General features: G+C 33.1%; 11 protein-coding genes and 2 pseudogenes. 10 read left to right on the top strand and 3 right to left on the bottom strand.

The window, feature by feature from the left end:
• Positions 1 to 210 precede the first annotated feature (210 nt).
• Positions 211 to 348: pseudogene (locus BWGOE10_RS33515) on the top strand (Rpn family recombination-promoting nuclease/putative transposase); the annotation flags it as partial.
• 267 nt (positions 349 to 615) lie between these two features.
• On the opposite strand, the gene BWGOE10_RS16915 reads toward BWGOE10_RS33515, so the two are convergent.
• Entirely contained in the window at positions 616 to 1,320 is a 705-nt protein-coding gene (locus BWGOE10_RS16915) for an IS6 family transposase (RefSeq protein WP_070144190.1), read from the bottom strand.
• A gap of 677 nt (positions 1,321 to 1,997) precedes the next feature.
• On the opposite strand from BWGOE10_RS16915, the gene BWGOE10_RS16910 reads away from it, so the two are divergent.
• The 5 genes and pseudogenes from BWGOE10_RS16910 to BWGOE10_RS16890 all read left to right on the top strand — a co-directional run bounded on the left by BWGOE10_RS16910 (position 1,998) and on the right by BWGOE10_RS16890 (position 7,302).
• On the top strand, positions 1,998 to 2,534 hold the full coding sequence (locus tag BWGOE10_RS16910; RefSeq protein ID WP_070144189.1) for a hypothetical protein: 537 nt from the start codon (positions 1,998 to 2,000) through the stop codon (positions 2,532 to 2,534).
• Positions 2,535 to 3,357: 823 nt separating this feature from the next.
• Entirely contained in the window at positions 3,358 to 3,606 is a 249-nt protein-coding gene (locus tag BWGOE10_RS16905) for a polyprotein (protein WP_070144188.1), read from the top strand.
• Positions 3,593 to 3,901, top strand: a pseudogene (locus BWGOE10_RS16900) (winged-helix domain-containing protein); the annotation flags it as partial. The gene BWGOE10_RS16905 and the pseudogene BWGOE10_RS16900, both read left to right, overlap by 14 nt.
• Before the next feature lie 429 nt (positions 3,902 to 4,330).
• Positions 4,331 to 4,717, top strand: coding sequence for a DUF1801 domain-containing protein (locus BWGOE10_RS16895; RefSeq protein WP_070144186.1), 387 nt, complete (start codon positions 4,331 to 4,333; stop codon positions 4,715 to 4,717).
• A gap of 1,004 nt (positions 4,718 to 5,721) precedes the next feature.
• Positions 5,722 to 7,302 carry an N-acetylmuramoyl-L-alanine amidase gene (locus BWGOE10_RS16890; protein ID WP_070144185.1) on the top strand — a complete coding sequence of 527 codons (1,581 nt, stop codon included), beginning with the start codon at positions 5,722 to 5,724 and terminating at the stop codon, positions 7,300 to 7,302.
• A gap of 179 nt (positions 7,303 to 7,481) precedes the next feature.
• On the opposite strand, the gene BWGOE10_RS16885 is transcribed toward BWGOE10_RS16890, so the two are convergent.
• Positions 7,482 to 8,861, bottom strand: coding sequence for an erythromycin esterase family protein (locus BWGOE10_RS16885; protein WP_070168350.1), 1,380 nt, complete (start codon positions 8,859 to 8,861; stop codon positions 7,482 to 7,484).
• 729 nt (positions 8,862 to 9,590) lie between these two features.
• Here BWGOE10_RS16885 and BWGOE10_RS16880 point away from each other — a divergent pair.
• Together BWGOE10_RS16880 and BWGOE10_RS16875 are read left to right on the top strand one after the other, a co-directional pair.
• A complete protein-coding gene (locus BWGOE10_RS16880; RefSeq protein WP_070143005.1) occupies positions 9,591 to 10,544 on the top strand; it encodes a hypothetical protein in 954 nt (317 codons plus the stop codon).
• A 440-nt stretch (positions 10,545 to 10,984) separates the two neighbouring features.
• Positions 10,985 to 11,842 (top strand): type II CAAX endopeptidase family protein, encoded by an 858-nt coding sequence (locus BWGOE10_RS16875; protein ID WP_070143003.1) that lies wholly within the window; start codon positions 10,985 to 10,987, stop codon positions 11,840 to 11,842.
• A 218-nt stretch (positions 11,843 to 12,060) separates the two neighbouring features.
• On the opposite strand, the gene BWGOE10_RS33510 is transcribed toward BWGOE10_RS16875, so the two are convergent.
• Positions 12,061 to 12,540 (bottom strand): hypothetical protein, encoded by a 480-nt coding sequence (locus BWGOE10_RS33510; protein ID WP_236735973.1) that lies wholly within the window; start codon positions 12,538 to 12,540, stop codon positions 12,061 to 12,063.
• A 1,118-nt stretch (positions 12,541 to 13,658) separates the two neighbouring features.
• Here BWGOE10_RS33510 and BWGOE10_RS16860 point away from each other — a divergent pair.
• Positions 13,659 to 14,603 carry a glycosyl hydrolase family 18 protein gene (locus BWGOE10_RS16860; protein ID WP_070146005.1) on the top strand — a complete coding sequence of 315 codons (945 nt, stop codon included), beginning with the start codon at positions 13,659 to 13,661 and terminating at the stop codon, positions 14,601 to 14,603.
• A gap of 164 nt (positions 14,604 to 14,767) precedes the next feature.
• Entirely contained in the window at positions 14,768 to 15,511 is a 744-nt protein-coding gene (locus tag BWGOE10_RS16855) for a hypothetical protein (protein WP_070146004.1), read from the top strand.
• The last annotated feature ends 191 nt before the right edge of the window (positions 15,512 to 15,702 follow it).

The raw sequence follows: 15,702 nt of genomic DNA, 5'->3' as shown, positions 1-15,702 counted from the left end.
TTGAAACACAAAGACTAAATTTCCTTTTATCCCTCCTCAATTTTAAAGCTGAATGTTACTATTATAGGTTAAATTGTGATATGTTTCTAGAAAGTTATTCTAATAGTTTGAATAATCGCTAAAATAAAAAATAATTATTCAACATCACCCTCCATTTTCCTCACTATTTCAAAAAAATTTTTACTATTTTACTAACTCAAAGAAGGTTTTGAAGCAGGTCTGGAAAAGGGGCTAGAAAAAAGTAAAGCCCAATTAATTCGTGGTATACATAAGAATGGCATGCCATTAGAAGACATTGCGAAATTCACAGATTTAAGTATAGAAGAAATCCGAAAGATATTATTATAATGCATGCTACTTTAAATAGAACTCTTTAATATTAACTAAATCTAAGTTAGATATAATAACTGTATTTATTTGAATACAAAAGAAGATCTCCTTCAGTAATCTGGGGGGATCTTCTTTTAAGCTCATAAATACAAGTAATGCTGAGAGGTTCTGGTGCAAGAAATCTAGTAAACTTGGACATACTGATACTACTAAACTAAAAAGGGTTCTGGTGCAAAAATAGAATAAAAAATAATAAAGTGCATAGATTCCTAATGGAATCGTATCTTATGCTGCAAGTCCAAACAATTGATGGATGAACTCTTTCTGATTTTGGACAGACTGGTCCCGTAAATCAACCTGTTCTTTTTTCATCATATGCATGGCTTCTACTCCAGAAAGAATGGATGTAGCTGTGTCAAAACATTTGAACCCTAGCATAGAACGAATTCGCTTCTTTATAAAGCGATGATCTTGTTCTACTATGTTATTCAAGTACTTTTGTTGTCTAAGTCGCATACCACCAGGTATGCTTTTTTCTTTTTTCAACTGTTCAATTGCTATAGGATAAGCTGGATTTTTATCGACTGTTATAACACGAGGTTTTGAAACATGAAAAGACTGCAAGGCCTTCTTGAAAAAGTGCTTTGCAGCCTTCTGGTCTCTTGTTTTGCTTAGGTAAAAATCAATTGTATTTCCTTTCGAATCAACAGCACGATACAGGTACATCCATTGACCTTTTACTTTGATATATGTTTCATCGACTCTCCAGGAGTCATTTGTTTGTTTGAGACGTCGGATTCGTTTGTCCAATTCAGGACCGTACTGATGAACCCAACGCATAATCGTTGTATGAGAAATGGATAAGCCCCGTTCCTCCATCATTTCTACTAAATCACGAAAACTGAGGTTGTACCGTAGGTACCATCTTACCGTTAACAAAATAATATCAGGCTGATAATGCTTCCATTTGAATACATTTTGCTTTTCCATACCAATCACGCACCTTCTTTAGATTAGTAGTATCAGTATGTCCAAGAGTTAGAGATTGCTTACAGTTATTTTGGGATTTTCGCACCAGAACCAATTATAATGAAGTTGAGTATTTCAAAAACAAGATTTTTATGTATCTTGTATGTATGGGTTCTGTATTGATTTTGTACCTATGTGGAAAATATCTCATTTTGTATGCAACAACTAAGGAAACAAATCAGTCCATGTGGTAAACCCTTGTGCCACATAGGGTTTTATTGGAGGAAAATACAGTTTTTTAAGTTGCTTTTTTGTCTATTAACCGAACAGATGTTGACATGATGAATAGGTAATATAGGTAAGTATAGGATTCATAAAGGTTCTTATGTTTAGTTTGAGTGGTTCCATCATTAATTCAAACGAATGTTAGTGTATTGAACAGGTAGCGCACTTAGCTTGTATATGAGATAAAGTGCTATACAAGGTTTGGATTTTCTATATGATATAACGGTTTTCTAACAAATTCACTTTATTAAATTAGTAAAAATCTTATATTTCTTTTCGTCATCAGAGGAGTTCCTGGGGTTCTAGAGTGGGATGACGGGAAGTGAAGAAGTATGTAATTCGGTTCTTAAATATGGAATAATCCCCATTAGAGAACATATATTTTTAGAAATTAGTCTAAATGGGGGAGTTCAATGAGGCTATTTAAAAGAAAAAATAAATTTGAAGCTGAACTAGTAAAGGTACCAAAACAGGAAGTAGAGAAAATTAAATTATTTACCTTACTTGATTTAGTTCAAAATGGACATCTCATTGGATTGAAAGTAAAAGATTATGATAGTGAAGATTCAATGTATAGAATTTTAGAGTTTGAAAATTTTAGAGTTCATTTTTCAGAATGGTCAGAATGGACTATAAGGATAGACGTTTACAATGGAAGTGAGAGTTTTGAAGTGTATAGATCACCTGGTTTAAAAATTGACTGGTATAGCAGTACTGTGGGATTGGCTCAATGGGAGAAAGGTAGTTTGGAAGTTGAATGGAGCCAAGAAGGTGCATGGTGTTCATACATTTTAAAGAAAATAAAAGAAGAGAAACAGAAACTCGATTTAAAAAGGGTATCAGATAAAAGAATCAAAGAATTGGAAGAAAAGCAAAAAGAAGAACGATTAAGAAGAGATAATGAGGAAAAAAAGAAGGATTTTAATAATTTATTTCAAAATAAACTCTAATAATTTTTAAGCCTGCTTTTTGAAGCTAGATTTTTTATTAATAGGGTCATCAACTTGTTGCTATAACAAAAATAAGGCCTAGTAAAGAAAAGAGATTATGTGTAATTGAAGAAGAGTTTTCGTATAACCATAATATTGAAGTGATTTTTAACAAATAAGCCGAAAAGTAGTATATCATTTTCATTCCTATTATTAATTAGGTGTATACAAATGGTTATTGTGACTCTAAATTTGAATCCCATAGGGGCCATTTAATAGCACAATAATCAACCAACGGAAACAGTTATTGACCAAATCTTGACCAGTAAGTAAAAAAATTAGTTTTGACAATAAGCATTTATTCACTACATAAAGAAAACCCCTTGACTATCAAGGGGTTTTTTATATGATCCCGACTGGGTTCGAACCAGCGACCTCCACCCTGTCAAGATAATTTTCTTAACAGATGAAAGAAAGGGAGTCGATAAAACTTATATGTATCAAAGCTCTCAAGTTATTATCCTCATTGAGAACTACTTCAATTAGAGTTTCTTACGGAAAATACTAAAGGAGTTATATTCATTGGTCAAGTCCTTTTTGCAACAACCTCCACAGGTGTGGCTTTTGAGTTGGTACTCTCAAGGGAGATATTGTAAATGATTATTAACTAAAAGATTCACTGAGACAGCAAACTAACAAGGTGTACTATTCAGACAAAACTTGTGAGCTAGTATTCGACAAAAGTAGGAGACTAAAATAGGTGCCGTCTCAGGTGGTATTGATAGGGAAAAAATTGGGAATAAATAGAATAACTATTTATGAAAACTAAGAGGAGGAATATAAAATGTTTAAGTGGTTTAAGAAGTGGGTTAACGGGCCCGATAATCTAGATCAGGCTGCTATTGAGTTTTATATCGGTGACGATAGAGTCGTTCTCATAGGTGCTGATGCAATGAACTTTGTAGCTAACTTTAATAAGAAATACCAAACTCTATATGTTGAAAATAAATTAACTGGAACGAATATACGATTTAGGGTGTCTCATGCGGGTACCTACAAGAGAACAACTTATAGAGTAGCAATTGGGAGGTAGCGTTACATCCGAATATTCCGTATGTGGAAGTATACTGGAAATGAAGGAACATATTTTTATCTTGGAAGTAATCAAGCAATGCAACGAAAAAGGAAAAGCTGTAAGCAGAGATCTGCTTTCAAGTAAAAGCAAAGAATCAGAATTTGTTTTATCCCCTCAGCAAATCCGCCGCCTGGATATTTTAGAAAGTGAAGGATTTGTCGTAAAAGGCAGAGGGCGGGCCGGTACAAAGATCACTGATGTCGGAATAGAGTATTTGTATTTTCTTAAATCAAAGTCTGCTGTGTATTGCTAAAGAAATTGTTACTATATTTTGATTGTGAATGGAAATGATATAATTAGCCATTACTAAAAGCGATAATACGAACATTTGAACTTTTTTATAGCCGTATAACAAAAAAGCGCTATTCTTTCTGTAGAATCAAAGGAAAGGATGGCGGTTTTTTAGGTACTGGGCTATATAAAGATGGTTGATGTTAAGTCATCTTTTATTTTTTATTTAGCTGTAGAGATGAATAAATTTCACGTACCGTATTTCGTATTAATAAGAAAAATTCAATAATACTGGGATTTTAAGTGATTCAATTATCTTTATTCCCCATAATGGACCGAAAGGTAAAAAAGGAAGCGGTTAGCATTTTAAAGTTAAGAGACTTGCATGATGAGCTCTATATTATAATTATATATGTTATGAAATCTATATCTAAAAAGGAGTGATTTTAATATGTACAAACTTAAAACAAAAGAAACTAATATTAGTGTAATTGAATTTATTGAAAGTGTTAAAAATCTTAAAAAACGAAAAAACGCATATCAATTATTAGATATATTTACTGAAATAACAGGCTATACAGCAAAAATGTGGGGACCAAGCATTATCGGCTTCGGTACATACCATTATAAGTATACATCCTGTCATGAGGGAGATGCTCCATTAATAGGCTTTTCCCCAAGAAAAGCTAAAATTAGTCTATATTTTGCAGCTGGTGATCCTAAGCGAGAGGAACTATTAAAAAACTTTGGAAAATACACCTCTGGAAAATCGTGTATTTATATTAATAAAATAGCAGACATTGATATTGACACTCCCACCCCTAAAGGGGCCAGCTGACTAACGTCAGTGGGATTCTTGCTACCAAAGGCGAAGTCCATTTCTGATATCGCTGACGTGCAAGATTGCGGTGTGCCATCACCACTCCCACAACAGACCATATAGGTTCGTGGGCTACGGTACTGTGACCATACCGTACAGATTGTTGGTTCTCAAATGTTTTTACGTCTTTTGCATGACGACTTAATACATTTTACGGAATAGAAGAATTTGCTATCCCAACCTCATATGTATTCTGTTTTCAGAGAACAGTCGTTTTAGAGTCTTTTGCATGACTATGAATAAAGTATACCATGTATTACTACGCAAAAACGGTGCTTTCATCCCACGTCTAAAGACGGACTAAAGTCCTGCGTGGGCTTTCCCATATCGTAAATTCTGTAATGTTCTAAAAGCGCTAATCAAACAATCTGTAAGTTTTTTGAAGGAATCATATTAAAATCATTAATGAAATTTATAGAATCACATTGAATATTTTCCTAGAATGCCCCTTTGTACTCAGAATCGTGTCCGTATTCCTTTAGGCGCAGGTATCAATATAAGGAGACGATAAAAACGTTATGTTAACAATGTGAGGTGTCATGAACTTTTAATATATTATTTTGATTGAATAAAGTGACACTAGAGTAAATGATTAGAAACGCCAAATTAGAGAATTGAAAATTTTCCATATATTTATATGAGGGGAAGCACCCCATGCCCATCAAGCTAAAATGAACGGAGTTAACCCAAAACAATAAAAACGAGTGAGATACACAAAATGTTCGTTCTAGGGCATTATGAAATCTTAACTTGATGACGATGGGGTCCCCTTATGTTTGTGATTTATTCCTAGTTATATTCGCATATTCATCTTTTTTTAAATGTATTTACTATAGAGGGTAGGTATTATAAACTAGCCTAGGCAGTAACGAATACGTCTTTTAAATTTCTGAAAGTTAAAGTTTAAGAGATTCATATGTAATTTCTTTTTAAGAAGATTTTGGGAGGAGAATTCTTTTTTTATGAAGCATCGAGTAGTAGCAGCAGGTATTTTAGCAGTAAATTTATTAACATATCCAGTTAGTGGGTTAGCTCAAACAAATACATTTCCAGATGTACCTGATTGGGCAAAAGAATCAGTAAATTATTTAGTTGATAAACAGGTAATTAGCGGAATGCCAGATGGTACATTTGCACCAGATGGTACATTAACACGTGCTCAAGCGGCAACAATCATGACAAAAGTTTTAGGGTTACAAGTTAATGAAAATGCGAAACCATCTTTTAAAGATGCACAGAATCATTGGGCAACTCCGTATATCGCAGCTGCTGAAAAAGCAGGGTTCATTGTAGGGGAAGGAAACGGTATATTTAATCCGGATGGACAAGTCACTCGTGCCGCTATGGCAGCGATGCTTGTGAATACATATAAATTAGATCAAGACGTTAGCGGAACGTTAACTACGAAATTTGCAGACTTAAAAGATCATTGGGGTGAAAAATTCGCTGATATTTTAGTAGAATTAAATATCTCTGTCGGTACAGATAATGGCTGGAAACCGGATGCCCCTATAAAACGTGTAGAAGCAGCACAGCTTACTGCCAAAACTGATATGTTGAAAAATGGCGGTCAACAGCAAACGAAAAAAATGTATATAGATAGAAAGTTCATAACATATCATCAGCCATCACTATCATCAGGTATTACATCAAATCAACATGAACCTCAAACCGTAACCATAAAAGAGGAGCGAGATGGCTGGATTAAAATTGTAACGGATCAAGGAGATAAATGGACGCCATTAATAGAGAAAACAGAGTATATTGATAAAACCTTTACTACATATCAAGAAGCATCACATTCGTCTAAGGTGACGGGAAAATATGCCCCGCAAACCGTAACAGTCATTGAAGAAAATGGAAACTGGATTCGTATCCGTACAGGTGCTGGTTTCCAATGGCTTGATAAAAATCAATTAAATCAAGCAAACTTCTTAGAAGGAAAAGCAATTATTATTGATCCAGGTCATGGCGGTGTGGATCCAGGCCACGAAGGCGTAGACATGGATGAAAGTAAAATTGTATTAGACACATCCTTACGCGTACAGAAATTATTTGAACAAAAAACACCATTTACTGTATTGCTAACACATGATACTGACATAAGACCAGGAACAGATGCAAAAGATTCTCTAAAAAAACGAGTAGAATTTGCGCAAGCGAATAACGGGGATATCTTTGTAAGTATTCATGGCAATGGTTTTGACGGAACTGCTCAAGGTACAGAAACATACTATTACAGATCTGCAACGAGCCAAACAAACCCACATGTAGATGAAAGTCGTATGCTAGCAGAAAAAATTCAAAATCGTCTTGTGGATGTACTTGGAACACGTGACAGAGGCGTAAAAGATGGTGACTTATATGTCGTTCGAGAAAACACAATGCCTGCTGTATTAACAGAACTAGGATTCGTTGACAACAGGATAGAGGGTGAAAAACTATCCTCTCCAGAGTGGAGACAACGCTCTGCAGAAGCGATTTACGCTGGTATCTTAGACTATTATGAGTGGAAAGGTAATGACGTTTCTTCTTATCGTTAATAATAGATTGGTAGAATAGAAATGAGAAAGAGGTTGCCTGAAAGTGGGCGACCTCTTTTTGTTTAGGGAATCAATCTGATTAGATTGTTAGTAAATTCTATAGGAACTGAGCCGATTTTGATTTTTGTGCAACCATGACGTAAAAAGAGCATCCTTAAAATGTAAGGATGCTCTCTCTTTTATTTAAGAACAGAAGGCGAAGTCTTTTCTAACCATAGAATGCCATCATATTGTTCGATAGGAATCATGATTTCTTCTCGCTTTTTGACCCCCCAGTAACTTGCAGCAGTTGGGGTAAACATCCATGACGTTTCTGGTCGGTTACTTTCTCCTTTTAAGTTTACAAAGACATTTGGACTTCCAACGGTGCTTATTATTTTTTCTACACTTTGTTCTTCATGTTCGGTATGTACAGGAACAATTTCGTCAATTTCAGAGTTCCAGCTGCTCCCACTATACGCAAACAGTCCAATTGTGTACATTTGGTTTTTAATACGCTGCGGAAGAAAATCCATCATATTTGGACATACAAAATTGTGTTGTTGATACTTGGTATAATCTAATATCATTTTCGAATTTTGTTTTCGAATATGATAATTATGTCCCCATACAATTATTTTTTTATTTTTATATTGCATCTCAGTGAGCCATGCTAAGTTTTGAGCCATTTTTTGATCTCGAACATAATCTGGGAATCCTGCAATGTTAGAAGGGATAATACCTCCTTTTAATTTCATAAAACTATCTAGGTGTGTTTTAATCGCATCGATACGTATATTGATTGATTTCTCAAGAAAATTCACGTCATAAGTAGGGCTAGGTGCAACTCGAGTCAATTCGGTTTTATGAGTCTGAATAAAAGCTTTTACGTTTTCAAACTTGTTGATTACGGGCTGTATTTCTACTTTATATTGATCATAAGGATAGCCACTTTCTAAATTATAGTAATACTTATCCAGTTTAATTAACTCTGTTACTGCTAATTCTAGTTCACTCGCCACCTCAGGACTTAATTTTTGCAACCAGTCTTTCGCATACAAGTGGAATGAAGATCTATAAAACAAATTCATATCAAAACCAGCTAATGTTAGTGGCTTTCCTTTTTCTTTTTGTTCTTTCATATAGGTAAACAATTGTTCAACTTCCTCTGTTTGCCATACACCGTATAAAGATTGTTTCATCGCTTCAGTAGCGGTTAAGTTATCAAAATTTTGTTGAACCGTACTTGCTTCTGCAAATCCTGATTCAAATGCAATCACATCATATTCCATTTCCTCATGTAAGTACTTGATCATACGTATTTTGGATTGATTCATTTCCTTCGCACCATGCGTACTTTCGCCAAGTACAACAATACGCTTGTCCTGTACGGCCTCTTTTAGAAATGATAAATCTTCTGTTGTTTGGGAATTTGGTTCATTTAATATTTTTGCATGTCCGTTTAACCATTCCTCCCATTTGGGTTGATCGACTGGTTTTTCTGCTGCAAATGCTACAGATGTGAAGGTAGTACAAGCAAGAAGCGTACTCATTAGCCCGATTTTCCATTTATTACGCACAACAACGCCTCCAAGAATCATATTTTTAGAGATTGAATAGAATCCGTGACAAAAATTTACTTATATACCATCATTTATAATAATACATATACGGACCCTAAACAATATTAATATTCTAAAAATTAAAAATCTACTTCGTACATAATGAAGAAACCTTCTATATGGGGTCACCATACATCACCATCGAGCTAAGAAAAGCAAATACCCCAAGTACCAAAAAACGGTATTCTTTCTAAACAAGCTAGATTAGAAAGAATACCGTTTTTTATGAATCTTTCGATTCAAAATAAACTACAATTATTTGCTGAAGAATTACATAAACATTTTACTCCTTCATTTTTAGAAAATCTTGTTAGAACAACATATTATAGCTAGACATATTCACCTATGGTTTGATGCATAAGTGAATAACCAACAACAAATACATTTACACATGGCAAAAGTTATTTATGTCATAAAGTAAAACGAAAACGACTATTGGGTTCAAGAATCATCCTAGGAGTAAATACTATAATTTGAGTTTGGTAAGTGTATTTTAGAAATTTCAATACCTTTAAAATCAATGAAAGACTTTTGTAACATTTATGAAAGTAATTTGAAAGATATTTATAATAAGATGAATATATCAAAGGTAATTTAACTTTATTTCACAGTAAAAGTATAAGCAATGTACAGTATAATTTCATTTTTGTAATCTTATAGAAACACTGAAAGAATAGGAGATATATCATGAATCGTATAAAAAAAATAATTCCCGCAGCATTTGTATTAAGTACAGCTTTATTTGTAGCACCAGGATTTTCTTCAGCGGATACTAATACCACAAACGTAGGAAGTGCTCCAGTAGTAATTAGTGCTCAAGAAGGAAAAGCACCTATGACGGCAGCTCAGGTTGCTAAAAATGGTACGCAACTTCCTTACATTCCTACAGGTCCTTATGAAGAATTCCCTAATGAATGGCATGTGTCTACAGAAGATGGAAAGTTAATTGATTATGTATATGTAGATGTTGTTGCTAAAAGTAATGGAGCAAGAGTTTATGGATTGAAAATAGATGCTAATTCTAAACATAAGATTTTAAAAGCTGATGGTATTTGGCTTAATGTTGGAGAAGAATATGAAAAAACAGGTAACAAAGGAGACGTATTATATACAATAGCAATTCCTAAAACTGATCCAATTTTAGAAGATACTAAATTGAAAAAAGAAGTAAATTGGAAATTAATTGATTCAAATATAGTAGATAAAAATTCAGGTTATCATTGGAGCAAAGCAGTTACAAGTGGTATTTCGCATAATGTAACTGTAGGATTATCTTATACAATTGGGATGGAAGTAGGCCTTGAGGGGGTTGCAAAAGTAAATCAATCATTAACTGCAAGTTTTGGTTATGGTATTACTTTAAATTCAGAAAATACAGTTACAAAAACATTTGACTTTAATCCAAAGACTGATTATGCATATGATCAATATAGAACTGCATTATATCAACAGGTAGCAACATATTCAGTTCTTCCAGGGGAAAAACTACAAAAATGGATGTCTGAACAAAATGGTGTTTGGGATAATCTTTTTGGTCAACTTGGTGAGGAATTTAAGGGTCTTACAAGTCCGACAGAATATAAAGTGAAAACCTCCGTTGACTATCCAGTAGATGTTTTAGTTGCACTTACTTCAAAATAATGTGAAAGCTAGCAAAATGCTAGCTTTCACATTATTTCATCCATATAGGGTCACCATACATGCCTTAACTAAAGAGATTTTAATACCTTCAAATACAAGAAAACGTTATCCTTTCTAATAATCTTGTTTAGAAAGAATAACGTTTTTTTATACTTGGGCATAGTGAATATTTTTAACTTGATAGGCATGGGGTAGCACCACATCGCTATCAACCTAATAAAAAGAAATGCCCCCTAAAATGAAAAAATACGTTATTCTTTCTGTAGAATCATAGGAAAGGATAACGTATTTTTTGCTTTATGGGTAGTGTAAAACCTTAGCCTGATAGCGATGTGACCCCAAATAGCTGACATCCTACATCAAACGAAATACCAAAATATCCCTTTGGAATGATATAATAAAATATAGAATACTATACATAAAACTACAGGAGGCTATTAATGGATAAAATTTTTGATCATATGAAAACAAGGTTCATTTTAATGTGGGCTATTATCTCTTTTGTAATAATGATGTTTATTTTGCCTTTATTATTCAAAGAAATTCCTAAAGATGTAAAGCTAAATATTGCTCTTATTATTTCAATTTATGCTATCCCTATGTTTTGGATTGTTTTTAAATTTAAAAAATATGATATCTCGTTTAAAACTTACTTGTCAAAACCATCTTCCTTTTCTTTTAGAAAAATCTTTGCATCAGCAATTATGACTATGCTTTTCGGGTTAGGTATGTTATTGCTAATCGTAATGCTATTTTCATTAATACCAAAGAGCACTTCGTTAGAGGATACAAACGAAATAGTTAAAACACAAAGCATGTGGTTTATTTTAATGAAAGCTATAACCCTTTCTTTCATTGCTCCTATTTGTGAAGAAATTTTGTTCAGAGGCTTTATTCTTAGTCGCTTTACTTATAAATTTAGGTTAAAAAAGGCAGTTATATTCTCTTCCATTTGTTTCGGTGTTTTACATTTGAGCAATGTATTTGGAGCCACAATATTTGGGATTATTTCTTGTTTAATGTACTTAAAAACTAAAAGTTTATTCCCTTCTATAATAGCTCACATGGTTAATAATATAATTGTAGCTTCAAGAGATATCTTTTCTGCTTTACAGTCTACAACTACAAGCACAGCATCAGCACAACCTGAATTAACTATTATTCTTTTAATGTCTATTGTGCTAATAACAATTGGATTAATGTGGATTATTCCTTTTATTAGAAGACATTCAGAATTATTAAGATATGATAGCTTACCACCTTTGAAGTACACCACATCCAAATTAAAATTTTTATGATGTATAAAAATAAAAATAGAAGTTCCTATTTTTGAGTAATAAACGTAATCATTTGTAGTACAGAAAAGGATAGATAAGGCTAAAATGCCTTATCTATCCTTTTCTATCACATATAATGTGAAGTTTTTTTTGTTTTGGGGTTGATTTGTTTTATTAGCTTGATGGCGATGTGGTGCTACCCCATAAAAATGAAAGCATCCTAATGGATGCTTTCATTTTTATTTCATATAACCATTACTATCGAAGTAATATGTTACCCCGTCAATTACCTTTGATTCATTTGTTGCAAGTCCATAATTTCCAGGAATCCAATACATCCACTTTCCGGCATTAGCCGACCATTCCCAACCTTCTTTCTTAACTAGCTTTCCACCAGGGTTGAATAAGTACCATCTACCGTCTATCTTCAACCAAGGGCTGCCTCCGTTATCATTACACGAACTAGATGATGGGTCAACCATCTCATACCCATTAATATAATACCAATCTACTCCATCTTCACTTTGCACCCAAGCACGATATACAAAATCCCCATCACGATAAAGCCTAAAAGCCCAAGTTTTCCCACACAAATCCGAACCAGATTCCCAATAACCGTGAGTTTCAGCCATATATTTCGGAGTTGCCGCAAAGGCGTTTGTACTAAAAGCTGTGAAAAAAATAAAAATAGATAATAACGATACAATAATTTTTTTCATAATAACTAAATCCTCTCCTTAAAATAAATTACACATCTTGGATATTATACTATTCGGAATTCTAATTGTACACTGAAAATTTAGTAAAATATGGGTGCCGCCATACATCCATCAACTTAAGAAGGAAAATAATGTGGAAGCAAAAAGAACTTGTAGGAATCACTACAAGTTCTTTTTCAGATAATGTAAGGAAGGGTAAAACAAACTAATTCAACATACAAAATAGGGAAACCATTTAGATTATCGCCTAGCTATATTATATTACAAATATTAACATCCATAGGTTTTAATTTTGAAAATTATGTGAATTAAGAAAACAGAACGGTATATGATTTTTTCTTCCTAAAAAATCCATTTAGTTATTTCGTATAAATAACTCTAAATTAATATCTACATCATAATTAATTAGTTAAAATATAAGTATAGGTAAATAGAGAAGAATATAGTATTCTTACAGATAAACCTTTATATATATTTGATACATATTAATTATAATAATATGTATCGATAGGTATAGATAGATATAATATGTTTGTATTGCATATATTTCCACGGCGGATTTCACAAGAAATGAAAATGTATATTTTTCACAAAGTGTGAGGTATAATTTTTGTTGAAGAGCAATCTGTAAGTCCCATTAAAATATGTGGTAAATTTACATGGGATATGCATTACATATTCGAAAAGAGATAGTGCATTTAATAAAAGTGTTCTTATCTCTTTTTTTGTTCTGGTGCAAAAATCATTTGATAGAGACATAGAACCTACACAGTGTTTTCGATTCTAGATTAGGGTGGTAACAAATCACATTTAGAATCTAATGGTATAAAGGTTATCATACCAAATGATCCTGAAAGAGATGTTGTAAACAAGATTATTTATGATGAGGATCAATTTGAACAAAAAAATTATAAATTTTTCTGTATATTGTACTTTGAATGTCTTTATGTATCTAAGGGCATATTTCTTTGCCATAAAACCTGCTATTATTACAGCAACAACTGTGGACTATAATAGGATGAAATTTTTAACTATACTATTTGTACTTACAGTAATTTCAATCCTATATGGCTTTATAATGAAAAACAATTGCAAATTACAAAAGGGAGTGCTTACAAATGGAATATAAACCTTTGATAATGGGTTACTTGCATACTTGGTCTAAGGGATTCATTGGTGGATATGAACAAGGTTCAGCTGCAGCGTTAGATTTAACAGATGTACCGAAGGAATATAATGTGATTGTAGTGTCCGATATGAGATGTTCAGGTAGAGGTATAGAAATACCTACCTTTAGACCTTATGATAAATCAGATAAAGAATTTCGTGAGCAAGTAGACCAGTTAGCTTTAGAGGGACGTCAGGTACTTCTTAATCTTGGAGGTGCAGATGCCCGTATTGAATTACGTAAAGGAATGGAAAAGTACTTAGCTGATGAGATTATTAGATTAGAAAAACTCTACGGATTTAGTGGTATTTGTATAGATTTAAATGAAAGTACTTATAAGGCAGGTAATAATTGTACCGTTATTCCAGCAGCTTTGAAAAATGTAAAAGATTTCTACAAAAATGAAGGTAAACACTTTTTAATTGCTTTAGCTCCTGAGTTTCCTTACTTGCGTGATAATGATAAATACCTTTCTTACCTTGTAGGACTAGAAGGTTATTATGATTTGGTTTGTCCCCAATTTTATAATCAGCATGACGAGGGCCTATGGGTTGATGAAGTTAGTGCTTGGCTCGCACAAAATGATGATGAACGAAAAGAAGATTTTCTATATTATGTGATGGATGCTATAGCAAGTGGTACAAAAGGGTTTATTAAACTTCCTCATGATAAGTTAATAATGGGTCTTCCTGCTAACGGTGACGCTGCTGCTACAGGATATGTTACTGATCCATCCGCTGTCTTGAATGCTATGGAAAGGTTAAAGCAAAGTGGAAACGCTATTCGTGGTCTGGCGGCATGGTCAATAAATTGGGATGCTGGTCAAGATAAGAATGGTCAATCATATTCTTATGAATTTATTAAACGATATAAAGATATTGCTACACGAGTCTAACTAGTCGACTTTTATTAAACTAGCTGAATTAAAATAATTTTTTAAAGAGCCTTTTCTTATAGGGGTCACCATATCATTCCGGGAAAATTGTATCTTAAGATAAGATGAAATACAGTGGTAGGGCTGCTAAGAACTTTAAAATGTGTATATAGGGGGGATTAATAGTGAGAAAAGAAAGTTGTACTTTACTCATTGAAGAATGTGAAGAATTATTAGGTCAGATAGATGCTAAATTTAGTGAAGCATTTGAAAACCCGGAAAATGTAGAGGTTGCAGTACCTAAAGTTAAAAGCTTCTTGGAACATTGTAGAAGCATACTAGAATATACAGCACAAGACATTTTTAAGTTGGTAGTGTCTGAACAGGAAAGAAACAGGAAACTACAAAGTAAGAAGGACAATAAAGTCTATTTTCCTTATGGGCCAACAAAAAAGATATTTAGAACCCGTGTTTCGCAAAACCTCCCAGGATTACTGAGTAGTGATGTACAAATATACAGTCTAGTTGAAGGCATTCAAGATCATAAGAGGAGCATTGAAAGGAAATTCCTTACATACATGTGTAGAGAAACCAACGATAACAAGCATGATGATTTATCAGAGAGTCAAAGGGACAGTATTAGATATACACAAATCGGAAATCTGGGACAATTTGGCCCGAATATGAGTGTTACCTTTGAAAATTGTGTTATTAATAACGTACCAACAGGCGATTTTTCAGTTAAAAACGGTCAGATACAAGGTAATATAAATCCTCTCCTTCTTAGTGAAGTAGTTCAGTATGAAGAAGGTCAATATGTATTTAAGGGAACTAAAAAGAATGTAGTACAGTTCTTACAGTTTTCTTTAAATGAGATTAAACAGTTCGTTGATGATTTGTACAAGATATTGGAATCAGAATATGTTTAAGCAAAAAAGCAGCCTAATAATTAGACTGCTTTTTTGCTTAAACATATTTTTGTGAATAGCGTATTATTGGTTTGGAATAAAGTTTAATCAGAAATGTTTTACAAACCCTTATTTGATAAGAGACAAAAAGAATCCATTTTGAAAAAAGATTGATCAAAACGGAATTCTACTTTGTGAATCATTATACAATT

The organism is Bacillus mycoides (genome assembly GCF_001757995.1).
Lineage (GTDB): Bacteria > Bacillota > Bacilli > Bacillales > Bacillaceae_G > Bacillus_A > Bacillus_A mycoides_B.
This window is presented reverse-complemented; position numbering and strand designations above follow the sequence as displayed.